Here is a 13,563-nt window from a genome sequence, read left to right as displayed (position 1 = left end):
CGCATCGCCCGACGACACCTCCACCAGCCCGCCCCGATCGAAGGACCACACATGTTCGCTGACCTCCACGGCCGCACAGCCGTCATCACCGGCGGGGCCCGCGGGCTCGGCTACTCGATCGCCACGGCGCTCGCCGCGCAGGGCGTCCAGGTGGCGCTGCTCGACCTCCTGCCGACCGTCCACGAGTCGGCCGAGCGGCTGGCGTCCGAGTACGGCGTCCGCACCTCGGCGCACCCGGTCGACGTCACCGACGCCACCGCCGTCGAGGCCGCCTTCTCCGCTGCCGAGGACGAGCTCGGTGCGCCCTCGCTGCTCGTGACCGCGGCGGGCATCACCATCTGGGGCGACAGCGTCGACGTGCCGGCGGACACCTGGCGGAAGGTGCTCGCCGTGAACCTCGACGGCACCTTCTTCGCCGCGCAGTCCTTCGCGCGTCGTGCCATCGCCGCGGGCCGGCCCGCCTCGGCGGTCTTCATCTCGTCGATGTCGGCGTTCATCGTGAACCAGCCGCAGTTCCAGGCCTCCTACAACGCGTCGAAGGCGGCGGTCAGTCACCTCGCGTCGTCGCTCGCGGTCGAGTGGGCGCCCTTCGGCGTCCGGGTCAACGCGATCGCCCCCGGGTACTTCCTTTCCGACATGACGCGCGAGTTCACCGAGGCGAACCCCGACCTCGCCGCCGAGTGGACCGCTGGCATCCCGGCGGGCCGGATGGGGCAGCCGGAGGACCTCCACGGGCTCGTCCTGCTGCTCGCGTCCGACGCCTCCTCGTACCTCACGGGCCAGAGCCTCGTGATCGACGGCGGCTACACCGCCCTCTGAGCCAGCCCCACCCCGACCGCACCGACCCGACCGCACCGACCCGAGGATCCGCCATGACGACGACGCCGCCCGAACAGACGCCTGACGACCAGGTCGACCGTGACGCCGCGTGGGGCGCCAGACGTCGGCGCTTCGTCGAAGCCCGATCGGGTGCCGTCGAGCGGGCGTGGGCTCCGCGTGCGGTCCGCGTCGACGACGGGCCGTCGACGGGCCGGCGCCAGGTCGAACTGCGCCACCTCGGCGGACTCGAGGTCACGGTCGAGGTCGACCAGTTCCTCGACCTCGGCGAGGCCTCCTGGAACGGCGAGGTCGTGTCGTTCGTCGCGCCGACGACCGCTCCGCAGGCCGAGAGTTGGGCCCGCCGCTGGCAGGGCGGTCTGCTGACGACCTGCGGGCTCACCGCCGTCGGGGTGGCCGCGGAGACGGACGGCGGGATGCACGGTCGGGCGCATCGCATCCCGGCGACCCTCACCCGCCGCGAGGGGCGATGGACCGCGTCGGGCCGGTACGAGCTCCTCGTCGACGGTCTGCTCCGCGAGGGCGCCGTGTTCCAGCAGAACCTCACGGTGACCCGCAGCATCCGAGCCGAGGTCGGCGTCGCGCGGATCCGCCTGCACGACGTCGTCCGGAACGAGGGGTTCGTCGCCGAGCCGGTGCGCCTGCTCTACCACGTGAACCTCGGCTGGCCGCTGCTGCACGGCGGTGCCGTCGTGGCGGCCGAGGCCGACGTCCCCGGCGGGGCGGGGTCCGAACGCCCGGACGACGGTGCCTGGCGGCGGGTGATCGGCGAGCCCGAACCGGCTGCAGACGAACAGGTCGACGCCCTCGACGCGGTCGCCGGGCCTGACGGCTGGTCCATCGCGACCCTGTCGGGCGAGGCCGGCACGGTCACGGTCCGGTTCCGACCGGAGCAGTTGCCCTTCCTCACGGTGTGGCGGAGCACGGCCGCGGGGTCGTACGCCCTCGGCATCGAACCCGGCACTTGTTGGCCGAGTCACGCCGTCGGTCCGGATCGCGGGAAGGCCGGGCGGACCGTTGCGCCCGGGGAGTCGTTCGAGGTCGACCTCGAAATCGTGTTCGAGCCGGCGGCGGACGACTTCGGCGACTGAGTCCGCCGGCTTCCGCCACCCTCCGGTGCCCCGTTTCCGAAGAATTCACGCTGGGGTATGTCATCGATGACATGAACGAGGTATGCTCGCCATGACATCGATGACATGGAGTCATCGTCGGAAGCCGACACGGACGTCGGAACCTGAACGGACACCGCCGTGCACCCTGCTGCGAACCTCGACTCGACCGCCGTCACCGCCGTGGCCGCGGATCGGCTCGTCGCCGGCCTCGACCTCGGCAGCACCGGCGTCAAGATCCTCGTGACCGACGCCGACGGCGCCGAGGTCCTCATCCACCAGCTGCCCACCCCGTGGCTCGCCGGTCCAGGCGGCACGACCGTCATGGAGGCCGCGTCCCTCATCGCCACCGTCCGCGAGCTCCTCGACCACGTCGGTGCGGAGCTCGTCGGCCGATTCGGGCCTGCCGTGCGAGTCCAAGCACTCGCCGTCTCCGGCATGGGGGAGTCCGGGATCGTCCTCGACGCCGTCGGCCGGCCCGTCGCGCCCGCCATCGCCTGGTTCGATCCGCGCGGCGCCGAACAGCTCGCAGCCCTCCCGGCCGAGATCGCCGAGCAGTTCGCCGGTCGGACCGGCCTGCCGCTCGGCGTGCAGGTCTCGGTCATCAAGCTCCTCCACCTCCGCGACGCCGGACTCGACCTCGCCGGAACGCGCTGGCTCAACCTGCCGGAGTACCTCGTCTCGGCCCTCGGCGGCGAGGAGGCAGCCGAGTACTCGCTCTCGTCGCGCACCGGCCTGCTCGACCAGGACACGGGGGAGCCGTGGCCCGAACTGCTCGACCACCTCGGCGTCGACGCGTCGTTCCTCCCGCCGTTCACCGACGCCGGTGCCCCGCTCGGCGCAGCGAGCAGTCCGTGGGTGCCGGCGGTCTTCTCCGGTGCGGCCCTGACCGTCGCCGGCCACGACCACCTCGTGTCGGCCGTCTCCACCGGCTCGTTCCCCGCCGAGCGGTATCACGTGTCGATGGGCACGGCCGAGGTCCTGCTGCGACGCCTCGACGAACCACTCCCGTTCGCCGCTCGGGAGCGCCTCGCCGAGGTGTTCATCAACTGCGTCCGTCACGTCGTGCCGGGCACCTGGGTGCTCGTCGCCGGCGTCAAGACCGGCCTGCTCATGCGTCGCACCCTCCAGCTCGTCGGAGTGACCGACCGCGCAGGGCGCGACCGCCTGGACGACGAGGTCATGGCGCTCCCGGCGGGCGGGCTGCTCGGCGACGGCGACATCTCGGTCGCGGGCGCCCGGAACGACGACGGCGTCCTCAAGCTCACGGTCCGTGCCGACGGCGCTGGACCGGCCGAGGTCTTCGAAGCGGTGCTCCGGCACGGCAACGACGAACTCGCCGTGCTCATCGCGGCGATGGACCGCGAGGTCGCGCCGGCCACCTCGGCGCTACTCACCGGCGGCTGGGCCGGCATGCGGTCCGTGCAACGCGCCCGAGCGGCCGTCCTGCCCGGCGTGCAGGTGTCGCACCGGTCCCAGGACACCGCGTACGGCGCGGCCGTCTTCGCCGGGGCGCTCCTCGAACCAGCCACCTCCCGATCACATCCCTGACCGACCGACCACCCGACGACCCAGACCGATCCTCCCCGGCGCGACCGCTGCCGGGATCAGACCCCATCCGAAGCACAAGGAGCACCTCATGAACGCAGTAGCCACCAGGACCAACGAGCTGACGACGCTCGAACGCCGCGCCATGGCCACGATCAGCACCCCGGGCGGCGGCATGCTCATCGTCGCCGGTGACCAGCGCAACGGCATGAAGGCCGTCATGACCGACGCCCCGAACGGCGCGGCCGGCATCAGCCGTGACGAACTCGCCGAGGCCAAGAGCGACCTCGTCCGGTTCCTCGGCAACCACGCACCCGCCATCCTCCTCGACCCGGAGGTCGCCCTCCCGCTCGTCGTCGACGAGCGCACCCTCTCCCGCACGACCGGTCTCGTCGTCGGCATGGACTCCTCGGGCTTCGACACCGAGAACGGTCTACGTCGGACGAAGTACGTTCCCGGCATGGACGCCCGTCGGGTCCGCGAACTCGGTGGCGACGCCGCCAAGATGCTCTTCTACCTGCGCTCCGACCAGCGCGAGGCCGAGCAGGTCGTCATCGACGAGATCGCCCGCCTCGTGGAGGAGTGCACCGCCGAGGGCGTGCTGCTCATCGTCGAGATCCTCGTCTACCAGCTCGACGGCGAGAGCGACGAGGCCTACGCCGAGATCTTCCCCGAGCTCGTGCGCGGCGCCGCGGAGATCTCCGTTGCCGCCGGTTCCAAGGTCCTGAAGCTCCAGTACCCGGGCTCCGCCGAGGCCGCCGCAGCCGTGACCGAGGCGGCCGCCGGCGTGCCGTGGGCCGTGCTCTCCGCCGGCGTCGACCACGAGACCTTCGTGGGCCAGGTCCGCACCGCGGTCGAGAACGGTGCCGGCGGCGCGATGGCCGGTCGTTCGCTGTGGAAGGATAGCCTTTCGATCTCGTCGGCGAAGCGCGAGGAGCTGCTCACGAACCGTGCGCTGCCTCGCCTCCGTGAGCTCGAGCAGGTCATCGAGACCGCGCTCGCCGGTCGCTGACGGATCGCGGGCGGCGTCCTCGGTCGCCGCCCGCGAACCAGCCCGATCCGACCACGCCACGCAGGTGGAACCACCCGAGGAGCAGCCATGGCCACGATGCAGGACGTGGCGTCCCTCGCCGGCGTGAGCTCGAAGACGGTCTCCCGTGTGTTCAACGACGATCCGCACGTGCTCCCGGAGACGCGGTCGCGGGTCGAGTCGGCGATGCGGGAGCTGAACTACGTCCCGAACGTCCTGGCGCGCACCTTCCGCGCCGGGCGGTCCTCCTCCGTCGGCGTCGCTGTCCCGGATGTCGTCGACCCCTTCTTCGCCGCGGTCGTCCGAGCCGTCGAGGAGGTCTGCTCCGTCTCGGGCATCACCACCCTCGTCACGAGCATCGGCGACGATCCGACGCGCGAGCGCGCCGTGCTCGACTCCCTGCTCCGATCGCAGCTCATGGGGCTCGTCCTCGCGCCCGTCGCGGAGGACCAGTCGTGGCTCGCGCCGTGGGCCGAGCACACGCCCATCGTGTTCGTCGACCGCGCCCCCGGGGGGCTCGACGCCGACAGCTTCGTCGAGGACGACCACCGCGGCGCCTACCTCGCGACGAGGCACCTGCTCGAGCACGGGCACACCCGCGTCGCCTTCGTCGCCGACTCGGCACACCCGCCGAGCACCCGTCGCCGACTCGAGGGCTACCGCTCGGCGCTCGACGAGAGCGGGATCGACCTCGACGACGCGCTCGTCAGCCTCGACGCGACGGACCGCGAACCGGCTGCCGCCGTGGTCGACGGGCTCCTCGCCCTCGCCTCCCCGCCGACGGCCCTGTTCTCGGCGAACGCGCGTGTGACGATGGCGCTCGTCCCCGCGCTGCGCTCGCGGGGGATCGCCTCGCTCGGCTTCGGCGACTTCCCGATGGCCGACCAGCTCGATCCGGCGGTCAGCGTGATCGAACAGGACCCGGCACGACTGGGCCGCTTGGCCGCCACCCGTGCGCTCGCCCGCTTCGGAGACGCGGACGGCGAGCACGAGCGCAGCACCGTCGTCCCCGTCGGACTCCTCCTGCGGGAGTCCTGCGGCTGCCACCTCACCGCGTGATCCCCCGGGCGGCGGATGCGCCACGCGCCGTCGCTCCGTAGCGTAGAAATCTGTTCGCGACCACGGGGGATGACATGCAGCGACCGGACGACACACCGATCGAGGGCGGCTGGGCGCCGATCGGACAGCCCGTGCCGGGGCCGATCCGGACGCCGGTCGCCGACGGACCGCCTGCACCAGCACCGGCCGCGGCTCCGGTGATCGGTGCCGCCGGGCGGGCCGTGCTCGCGCAGCAGCCGGAGTCCGCGGCGGACCGCCAGCGCCGGCGCAACCGCGAGCTGGCCCCGATCCTGCCCGCCAGGGTCCCGTGGGTCGCCGTCGGGGTCTTCACCGCGCTCGCCGTCGGCCTCGCCTGGCTCATCGCCGCACCGCTGTGGCTGTCGGGCGAGGGACTCGCGAACCCCTGGTTCCAGCTCATCGCCCTCGGCATGATGTACACCCCGACCATCGCCGCGCTCGTCGTGGTGCTGTTCGTCGCCCGCCCGAGGAGCATCCCGCGGCTGCTCGGACTCGCGCCGCTGCGTCCGCTCGGGCGGACCCTCGGGCTGTGCGCGTCGGCGCTCGTCGGGTTCCCCGTCCTCGCGTTCTGCTCCATGCTGCTCGGGCAGGCCATGGGGCTCATCGAGCTCGACCTCGTCGGCCTGTCCGGTCTCGCCGCCATCATGACCGCCTCGGGCGCCGGCGAGCTCGGGCGCGACGACCTCACCACGGTCGCCCTGGTCCAGCTCCTCACCCTGCCCCTCGGCGTCCTGGTGGCATCGCTGTCCGCGTTCGGGGAGGAACTCGGCTGGCGCGGCTGGTTGCTGCCGAACCTCCTGCCGCTCGGCACCTGGCCCGCCCTCCTGCTGTCCGGGGCGATCTGGGGCGTGTGGCACGCACCGCTCATCCTCCTCGGCTACAACTACCAGCGGACCGATGTGGTCGGCCTGCTCCTCATGGTCGGCTGGTGCATGCTGCTCGGCGTGCTCATCGGCTGGCTGCGGCTCCGCTCGGCCTCGGTCTGGCCGGCGGTGATCGCCCACGGCGCGGTGAACGCCGCCGTCGGGGCACTGCTGCTGTTCGCCAGCCGGTCGTCGATGCAGGACAGCGGCAGCGTGTTCGGCACCCTACTCGGCTGGCCGGGCTGGATCCTCCTCGCAGCGACGGCGCTCATCCTGGTCGTCACCGGCCAGTTCGGCAAGCGCGCGGTGCCCGGGCTGCGTGGCTCGGAGGTCGCCTCGCCCGTGAGCTGATCCTCCGACGCATGCGCGCCGCGCATGAGTCGCGCCGGGCAGGCTGCTTGTCCGCCGCTTCGACGCTTGGTGCACTGGGACGATGCGCAGACCCGATCTCCCCGAGGCATCCGTCCGCCCACGTGCCGCCCACGCTCGCCGTCACGGCGGTGGGGTGAGCGCACGGGTCCGCCGTCGGCGCCTCATCGTCGGCATCGCAGGCGGCCTCGTGCTCGCACTCCTCGGGGGTGTCGGTGCGCTCGCACTGCGGCTGCAGGGCAACCTCAGCTCCGAGGCCATCGCCGCCCCGACCGGACGTTCGACCGAGCCCGCACAGCCGGGCGCGCCGGACCCGGCGATCAACGTCCTGCTCCTCGGCTCCGACAGCCGTGACCTTGGGGTCGGCGACTACGGTGAGGACACCGGTACCAAGCGCAGCGACGCGATGGTGCTCGTGCACGTGTCCGAGGGCAACACCCGGATCGACGCGATGCAGATTCCGCGTGACACGCTGACCGACCTGTCGATGTGCATGGACACCGGGCGGGGGACGCCCGACGACTACGGCATGGTGAACGCGGCGTTGAACTCCGGTGCCGCCTGCTCGGTCGCTGCGGTGCAGGCGATGACCGGTGTGCCGATCGACCACTTCGTCGAGCTCGACTTCAGCGGCTTCCAGGCGATCGTCAACGGCATGGACGGGCTGGCGGTGTGTCTGCCGTCGGACATGGAGGACCCCTATTCGAACCTCGCGCTGCCCGCAGGGGCGCAGGTCATCGACGGGACGCAGGCGCTCGCGCTCGCCCGCACCCGGCATGCGGTGGGTGACGGCAGCGACATCTCCCGCCTCGGCAACCAGCAGATGGTGATGTCCGCGATCGTGCAGCGGGCGCTGAGTGCCGAGGTGCTCACCCGGCCGGACCGCCTCATCCGCTTCCTGGACGCGGTCACCTCCTCGCTCACCGTCGACACCGCGCTCGGCGACCTCGCGAGCCTGACCTCGCTCGCCCACCGGGTCTCGCAGGTGCCGGCGTCGGCCATCACCTTCCTGACGATGCCGTGGACCGAGGCGCCGTCGGACGCCAACCGGGTCGTCCCGAGTGATGACGCCGCGATCGTCTTCTCGAGCCTCGCCACCGATGTCCCGGTGCCGATCGCGGGAACCGCTGATGCGTCCCCCGCCGAGCCGGTCGCCCCGGTCGAACCGGTGCGGGTCGAGGCGGTCAGCGTCCTCAACGGCTCGCAGACGAACGGGGTCGCGACGGCGACGGCCGACCGACTGACCGCCCTCGGTTACACCGTCGCGTCGATCGGCGACGCGGAGACGGACACCCCGGTCACGGTCCTGCTCGCGCGCGACTCGGACGCGGCTCGGGCGACGGCCGCCTCCCTCGCCCAGGAGCTGGGGATCACCGTCGTCGTGAGCGGCGAACCGGGACCGGACGAGGAGGACGTCGTGCTCGTCATCGGCGACGACTTCGCCGCACTGGCCACGCCTACCGCACCGGCGCCCGTCGAGGTCGAGTCCCGCAACGCCGCCGCGGACCTCTGCGGCTGACGCGCCCGCGTCACTCGGCGGGTGGGACCCGCTCCGCCAAGCGGAGGAAGGCACTCACGGCGGGTGCCCCGAGGCTGTCGTGGCGCACGAGCAGGCCGATGCTCCTCGTGACCGGTGTCGGGAACCGGCGGACCCGGGCGCCGTTCGCCGCAGCCCAGTCGGCGAGCCGCTCGGGCACCACGGTCAGGCCGACGCCGGCGGTCGCGAACCGCGTGAGCGCGTCGCGCTGGGTGGTCACGATGACCCGCGGGGGCTGCACGCCGAAGCGGGCGTACGCCTCGTCGGTCACGCCGCGCATCGAGGTCCCGCGGGGGAGGGTCACCAGGGTGTGCGCAGCCAGCTCGTCGCCGGTGATGGTCGGTGGCGTGTGGCCGGCCTCGCGCTCGGCGACGGTCCTCAAGCCGGGGAGGACGATCGCGAACCGCTGTTCCTCCAGGAGTCGCACCTCGACACCGGGGCCGGCGGTGGCCACATCGGCCACACCGAGGTCGATGCGCCCGAGGTCGACGGCTTCGAGCAGTTCGGCGGAGTCGACGGCGCCCGTGACCTCGATGCGGACGTCGGGGTGCGCGGCGTGGAACCGCGCGACGAGCTCCGGGACGTGGGTTGCGACGAGCGAGGGGAGTGCGCCGATCCGGAGCGTGCCGACGGTGAGCGCGTGCTGGGCGTCGACGAGTGCGCGGAGCCCGTTCGCCTCCTGGAGCATCCGCCTCGCCGGGCCGAGGACGGACCGGCCGGCGTCGGTGATGTGCATGCGCCGACCGACCCGGGTGAAGAGCGCGAGCCCGAGGTCGGTCTCGCAGCGTTGGATGCGTCTCGTGAGCGAGGGCTGCGAGATCTGCAGGACATCGGCCGCCGCCGCGTACGATCCGTAGTCGACGACCGCGACGACCGCCTCCAGCTGCTCCAAGTTCATGCGTCGTGGGTCCGGATCATGCCTCCACGCTACCGACACCTGCTGGAGATGCCTGAGCGCAGGGGATCAGCCCCGGAGGAGGACGCTTCACCGAGGAAGCTCCTGGCCCGGAGCGGATCTCCTGCCGGTGCCTACCTCGCGCAGGCTTCGAACACGTGGGCGGGGTCGTCGGCCGTCAGGAGGTCGCGGTCGCGCAGGATCGTGGAGAACGGGACCTGCGGATCGGCGCACACCTCGTCGAAGGTGCCGCGCAGGTCGTCGGTGTACTCGATGTCCAGCACGGCGTCTCCGTACACCTCGGTGTAGGTGGCGCACTCGTCGAAGCGGTGGCACTCCTCCGCGACGGCGAAGTCGAACCCGACGTCGTCCCGTCCTCGCGTGCCGAGCTCGGCGGCGTTCTTCTGCCCGAGGAGGAGGCCCGCGTCGTGGGCGAGGTCGGCGTACCGGGTGGCGAGGGCGATCGCGTCCTCCACGGTGAGTCGACCGTCGGATCGGGTGTACGAGTCCAGATTGTCGATCTCGACGGCGTCGAAGCCGGCCTGCGCGCAGCGGGTGATGCTCGCGCCGACCCGCTCGGCGATCCGCGCGCGACGGAAGTCGGTGGAGAGGTCGAAGATGAGCTCGTCGGGCCAGTTCTCGTCGACGATCGGTTCGCCGTCGTCGTCGGTGAGGACGAGGTCCGGTTCGGCGAGCCAGGCCTCGCGATCGGCCGGCTGGCTCTGGAAGCCGTTGACGTAGCAGATGGAGTACCAGTCAGGGTCGGGGGAGTCGGTGCTGTCGCGCGCGACGCCGCCCACGCCGGCCGCCGGCTCGTAGCCACCGCCGAGCTGGTAGTCGAAGACGACGTCCGTGGGGAAGTCGCCCACCGACGGGGTCGATTCGGCACCGGAGCGTGTACCGCTCGGGACGGTGGAGCAACCGGCGGCGGTGACCGCGAGTAGGAGCGCGGTGCCCGCCGCGATGAGCTGGTGCGTGCGACGGGGGAGACGGGTCATGTCCCCAGCCTAGGTCGCGGTCCCGTCCCGGGGCCGTCGTCCAGCCGGTACCGTTGGGGCATGAAGTATCTGGTGCTGTTCTCCGCGGGTGCCGCGCTCATCCTGCTCGGGATCGTCTTCGCGCTGCTCCTCGAGCTGCCGGTCGGGTTCCGGATCGCCGGGCTCGTCGCCATGCTCCTCGGCACCATCCTCATGGGCGTGAACATCGGTCTCCAGTTCTTCGACCGCCGCAAGGAACGCGCGCGGCGCCTCTGAGCCACGGCAGCGCAACCACCTGACCAGGTCGGTTCCCCGGCGTTACCCTCGATGGAACCCGCCTCCACCGAGGCGGGACGACGACAACCCGGAGGCATCGTGGCGCGCGCGCTCTTCATCATCGACGTACAGAACGATTTCACCGAGGGCGGTGCGCTCGGCGTGGACGGCGGCGAGGCCGTCGCCGCGGGGGTCACGCAGCTGCTGGCCGAGCACGGGGACGAGTACGCGCACGTGTTCGCCTCACGCGATTGGCACGATGCCGAGGGCGACAACGACGGTCACTTCGCGACGGGTGAGCCCGACTACGTGACGAACTGGCCGGTGCACTGCGTCGCGGGGAGTGCAGGCGCCGAGTACCACCACGCGCTCGACACCAAGAGCGTCGGCACCCACATCCGCAAGGGCCAGGGTGCCCACGGATACTCGATCTTCGAGGGCGTGACGCCGGAAGGTCGGAGCCTCGACGAGGTCCTCACGGATGCCGGCATCACGGAGGTCGACGTCGTGGGTCTCGCGACCGACTACTGCGTCCGCCGGAGTGCGCTCGACGCCATCGAGCACGGCCTGCAGGTCCGCGTCCTCGCCGGTCTCGTCGCGCCCGTCGACCGGGCCGCCGGGGATGCGGCGCTCGCCGAGATCACCGAAGCCGGGGGAGTCGTCGTCCCCGCCTGAACTCCGTCCCCGGCCGCCTGTCGCAGATAGTAAGCTAGCTGCATATTATTTCGAGCAGGGCGAGAACGGGGCGCGCGCATGACGCACGGACGACACGGCGGAACGCAGACGGACGCGGACACCCGGACGCAGCAGCGGGATCGGGCGGGTGCGCCGCGGTGGCTGCGGGTCGTGCTCCCCGTGGTCCTCATCCTCCTCTGGCTCACGGCCGCCGGCGTCGGCGGTCCGTACTTCGGGAAGGTGAGCGAGGTCGCGACCAACGACCAGACGAGCTTCCTCCCCGCGAGCGCGGACGCGACCGAGGTGCAGACGGCACTCGACGGGTTCCGGGAGGGTGACGACATCCCGGCCCTCGTGCTGTTCGTCCGCAACGGCGGGATCACCGACGAGGACCGGGCGGCGATCGACGACGAGCTCTCAGCCCTGTCCTCCACCGAGGGCGTCGCCGACGGCGTTTCTCCGGCCATCCCCTCCGAGGATGGCGACGCGGTCGAGGTCTTCGTCCCGATCAGCGGCGACGCGGAGGTCGGCGACGTCGTCGAGGCCCTCCGTGCGCAGCTCGCCGAAGTTGCCCCGGCCGGCCTCGACGTCTTCGTCACCGGCCCGGCAGGGTTCACCGCCGACCTCAGCGACGCCTTCGCCGGCATCGACGGCATCCTCCTCCTGACCGCGCTCGGCGCCGTCTTCCTCATCCTCATCGTCGTGTACCGTTCGCCGGTCCTCCCGTTCCTCGTGCTCGGCACCTCCTTGTTCGCCCTCTGCACCGCACTCCTCACCGTGTGGTGGCTCGCGAAGGCCGGCGTCGTCCTGCTGAACGGCCAGGTGCAGGGCATCCTCTTCATCCTCGTGATCGGTGCGGCGACCGACTACTCACTGCTCTACGTCTCCCGGTACCGGGAGGCGCTCCGCGACCACGAGCGGCGGTGGGATGCGACGTGGGCTGCGCTCCGAGGATCGTTCGAGCCGATCGTCGCGTCGGGCGGCACCGTCATCGCCGGACTGCTCTGCCTGCTGCTCAGCGACCTGAACTCGAACAAGGCGCTCGGGCCGGTCGCCTCGATCGGGATCGTCTTCTCGGTCCTCGCGGCGCTCACCTTCCTGCCCGCGCTCCTGCTGGCCTGCGGTCGCACCTCGTTCTGGCCGCTGCGCCCGAAGTACGGGAGCGAGCACCGTGTGCGCGCCTCGTCGACCGACGACACCGCCGTGCCGACCACCGGTCTGTGGGGTGGGATCGCCCGCCTCATCTCCCGCCACGCCCGCGTCGTCTGGATCGGGAGCACCCTGCTCCTCCTGGTCGCGAGCCTCGGGGTCTTCCAGCTCAAGGCGGACGGCGTCGCCCAGAGCGACCTCATCCTCGGCACGTCCGAGGCCCGTGACGGTCAAGCGGCTCTCGGTGAGCACTTCCCGGCCGGTTCGGCGAGCCCCGTGTACGTCCTCGCGCAGGAGGGCGACGCTGCGCAGGTCATCGGCATCCTCGAGGAGGCGGACGGTCTCGACACCGTCCAGGTGCTGTCGGGCGACTCCGCGACCGGCACTGCGGATGCGACGGTCGGGGACGGGGAGGCGGTGTTCACGGCTCCCGCCGCTGGGCCGCCCGGGACCCCGGTGGCGTCGGCCGACCCGACGGTCGACGACGGCCGCATCGTGCTCCAGGCGACGCTCGACGCGGCACCGGACTCCGCGACGGCGGAGGAGAGCGTGCGACAGCTGCGCTCGACCCTCGACGCCGAGGTCGGTGCCCATACACCGGTCGGCGGCGTGACGGCCACCGCCATCGACTCGAACGACGCGTCCATCCACGACCGGAACCTCATCATCCCCGTGGTGCTCGCCGTCATCCTCCTCATCCTCATGCTGCTGCTCCGCTCGGTGCTCGCCCCGGTCCTGCTGATCCTCAGCGTGGTGGTGTCCTTCGGGGCGGCCCTCGGGGTCTCCGCGCTCGTGTTCAACCACGTGCTCGGGTTCCCGGGCGCGGACCCGAGCGTGCCGCTCTACGGCTTCGTGTTCCTCGTGGCGCTCGGGATCGACTACAACATCTTCCTCATGACGAGGGTCCGCGAGGAGTCGCTGCGGGTCGGAACGCGGGCCGGCGTGCTGCGGGGCCTGGCGATCACGGGTGGCGTGATCACCTCGGCGGGACTCGTGCTCGCGGCGACGTTCGCGGCGCTGGGCGTCATCCCGATCCTGTTCCTCGCGCAGATCGCGTTCATCGTGGCGTTCGGGGTCCTCCTCGACACGATCATCGTCCGGACGCTGCTCGTCCCAGCCCTCAGCCACGACATCGGGAGCGCCATCTGGTGGCCGTCGAAGCTCGCGAAGGGTCGTGTCGAGCACCGGCACGCGGCCTGACCGAGGCGGTCGAGGGAGGAC

At 71.9% G+C, this 13,563-nt stretch carries 12 protein-coding genes; 10 read left to right on the top strand and 2 right to left on the bottom strand.

What is annotated here, in order from left to right:
• Positions 1-51: 51 nt before the first annotated feature.
• The 7 genes from QRN19_RS06790 to QRN19_RS06760 all read left to right on the top strand — a co-directional run bounded on the left by QRN19_RS06790 (position 52) and on the right by QRN19_RS06760 (position 8,352).
• On the top strand, positions 52-819 hold the full coding sequence (locus QRN19_RS06790; protein WP_285025980.1) for an SDR family oxidoreductase: 768 nt from the start codon (positions 52-54) through the stop codon (positions 817-819).
• A gap of 53 nt (positions 820-872) precedes the next feature.
• A complete protein-coding gene (locus QRN19_RS06785) occupies positions 873-1,928 on the top strand; it encodes a DUF4432 family protein (protein WP_285025979.1) in 1,056 nt (351 codons plus the stop codon).
• 159 nt (positions 1,929-2,087) lie between these two features.
• A complete protein-coding gene (locus QRN19_RS06780) occupies positions 2,088-3,497 on the top strand; it encodes an FGGY-family carbohydrate kinase (protein ID WP_285025977.1) in 1,410 nt (469 codons plus the stop codon).
• Positions 3,498-3,585: 88 nt separating this feature from the next.
• Positions 3,586-4,506, top strand: coding sequence for a hypothetical protein (locus tag QRN19_RS06775; protein ID WP_197479028.1), 921 nt, complete (start codon positions 3,586-3,588; stop codon positions 4,504-4,506).
• A gap of 87 nt (positions 4,507-4,593) precedes the next feature.
• Complete coding sequence (locus tag QRN19_RS06770; protein WP_285025975.1) at positions 4,594-5,583, top strand: LacI family DNA-binding transcriptional regulator; 990 nt, start codon at positions 4,594-4,596, stop codon at positions 5,581-5,583.
• A 74-nt stretch (positions 5,584-5,657) separates the two neighbouring features.
• Positions 5,658-6,815, top strand: a complete 1,158-nt coding sequence (locus tag QRN19_RS06765) for a CPBP family intramembrane glutamic endopeptidase (protein WP_285025973.1) — start codon at positions 5,658-5,660, stop codon at positions 6,813-6,815.
• An 82-nt stretch (positions 6,816-6,897) separates the two neighbouring features.
• The gene (locus QRN19_RS06760; protein WP_285025972.1) at positions 6,898-8,352 is read left to right on the top strand and encodes an LCP family protein; all 1,455 of its coding nucleotides are present in this window, start codon (positions 6,898-6,900) and stop codon (positions 8,350-8,352) included.
• A 10-nt stretch (positions 8,353-8,362) separates the two neighbouring features.
• On the opposite strand, the gene QRN19_RS06755 is transcribed toward QRN19_RS06760, so the two are convergent.
• Positions 8,363-9,268 carry a LysR family transcriptional regulator gene (locus tag QRN19_RS06755; RefSeq protein WP_285025971.1) on the bottom strand — a complete coding sequence of 302 codons (906 nt, stop codon included), beginning with the start codon at positions 9,266-9,268 and terminating at the stop codon, positions 8,363-8,365.
• A gap of 131 nt (positions 9,269-9,399) precedes the next feature.
• Positions 9,400-10,263, bottom strand: coding sequence for an endo alpha-1,4 polygalactosaminidase (locus tag QRN19_RS06750; protein ID WP_285025970.1), 864 nt, complete (start codon positions 10,261-10,263; stop codon positions 9,400-9,402).
• Between the two features lie 60 nt (positions 10,264-10,323).
• Here QRN19_RS06750 and QRN19_RS06745 point away from each other — a divergent pair, with 60 nt between their 5' ends.
• The 3 genes from QRN19_RS06745 (at position 10,324) to QRN19_RS06735 (ending at position 13,542) form a co-directional block, all read left to right on the top strand.
• Positions 10,324-10,518 (top strand): hypothetical protein, encoded by a 195-nt coding sequence (locus QRN19_RS06745; protein WP_285025969.1) that lies wholly within the window; start codon positions 10,324-10,326, stop codon positions 10,516-10,518.
• A 99-nt stretch (positions 10,519-10,617) separates the two neighbouring features.
• Positions 10,618-11,193 (top strand): isochorismatase family protein, encoded by a 576-nt coding sequence (locus QRN19_RS06740; RefSeq protein ID WP_285025968.1) that lies wholly within the window; start codon positions 10,618-10,620, stop codon positions 11,191-11,193.
• A 78-nt stretch (positions 11,194-11,271) separates the two neighbouring features.
• Positions 11,272-13,542 carry an MMPL family transporter gene (locus tag QRN19_RS06735; protein WP_285025967.1) on the top strand — a complete coding sequence of 757 codons (2,271 nt, stop codon included), beginning with the start codon at positions 11,272-11,274 and terminating at the stop codon, positions 13,540-13,542.
• Positions 13,543-13,563: the final 21 nt, after the last annotated feature.

Origin of the sequence: Plantibacter sp. ME-Dv--P-122b (assembly GCF_030209375.1) — a bacterium.
Taxonomy (GTDB): Bacteria; Actinomycetota; Actinomycetes; order Actinomycetales; family Microbacteriaceae; genus Plantibacter.
The sequence above is the reverse complement of the archived record's forward strand: the minus strand, read 5'-3'. Positions and strand labels throughout refer to the sequence as shown.

Excerpts from the sequence above, each read along its gene's own strand:
- QRN19_RS06770 (WP_285025975.1), top strand. The coding sequence starts at position 4,594 with ATGGCCACGATGCAGGACGTGGCGTCCCTCGCCGGCGTGAGCTCGAAG.
- QRN19_RS06745 (WP_285025969.1), top strand. The coding sequence starts at position 10,324 with ATGAAGTATCTGGTGCTGTTCTCCGCGGGTGCCGCGCTCATCCTGCTC.
- QRN19_RS06735 (WP_285025967.1), top strand. The coding sequence starts at position 11,272 with ATGACGCACGGACGACACGGCGGAACGCAGACGGACGCGGACACCCGG.
- QRN19_RS06755 (WP_285025971.1), bottom strand. The coding sequence starts at position 9,268 with ATGAACTTGGAGCAGCTGGAGGCGGTCGTCGCGGTCGTCGACTACGGA.
- QRN19_RS06750 (WP_285025970.1), bottom strand. The coding sequence starts at position 10,263 with ATGACCCGTCTCCCCCGTCGCACGCACCAGCTCATCGCGGCGGGCACC.
- QRN19_RS06765 (WP_285025973.1), top strand. The coding sequence starts at position 5,658 with ATGCAGCGACCGGACGACACACCGATCGAGGGCGGCTGGGCGCCGATC.
- QRN19_RS06785 (WP_285025979.1), top strand. The coding sequence starts at position 873 with ATGACGACGACGCCGCCCGAACAGACGCCTGACGACCAGGTCGACCGT.
- QRN19_RS06775 (WP_197479028.1), top strand. The coding sequence starts at position 3,586 with ATGAACGCAGTAGCCACCAGGACCAACGAGCTGACGACGCTCGAACGC.
- QRN19_RS06790 (WP_285025980.1), top strand. The coding sequence starts at position 52 with ATGTTCGCTGACCTCCACGGCCGCACAGCCGTCATCACCGGCGGGGCC.
- QRN19_RS06760 (WP_285025972.1), top strand. The coding sequence starts at position 6,898 with ATGCGCAGACCCGATCTCCCCGAGGCATCCGTCCGCCCACGTGCCGCC.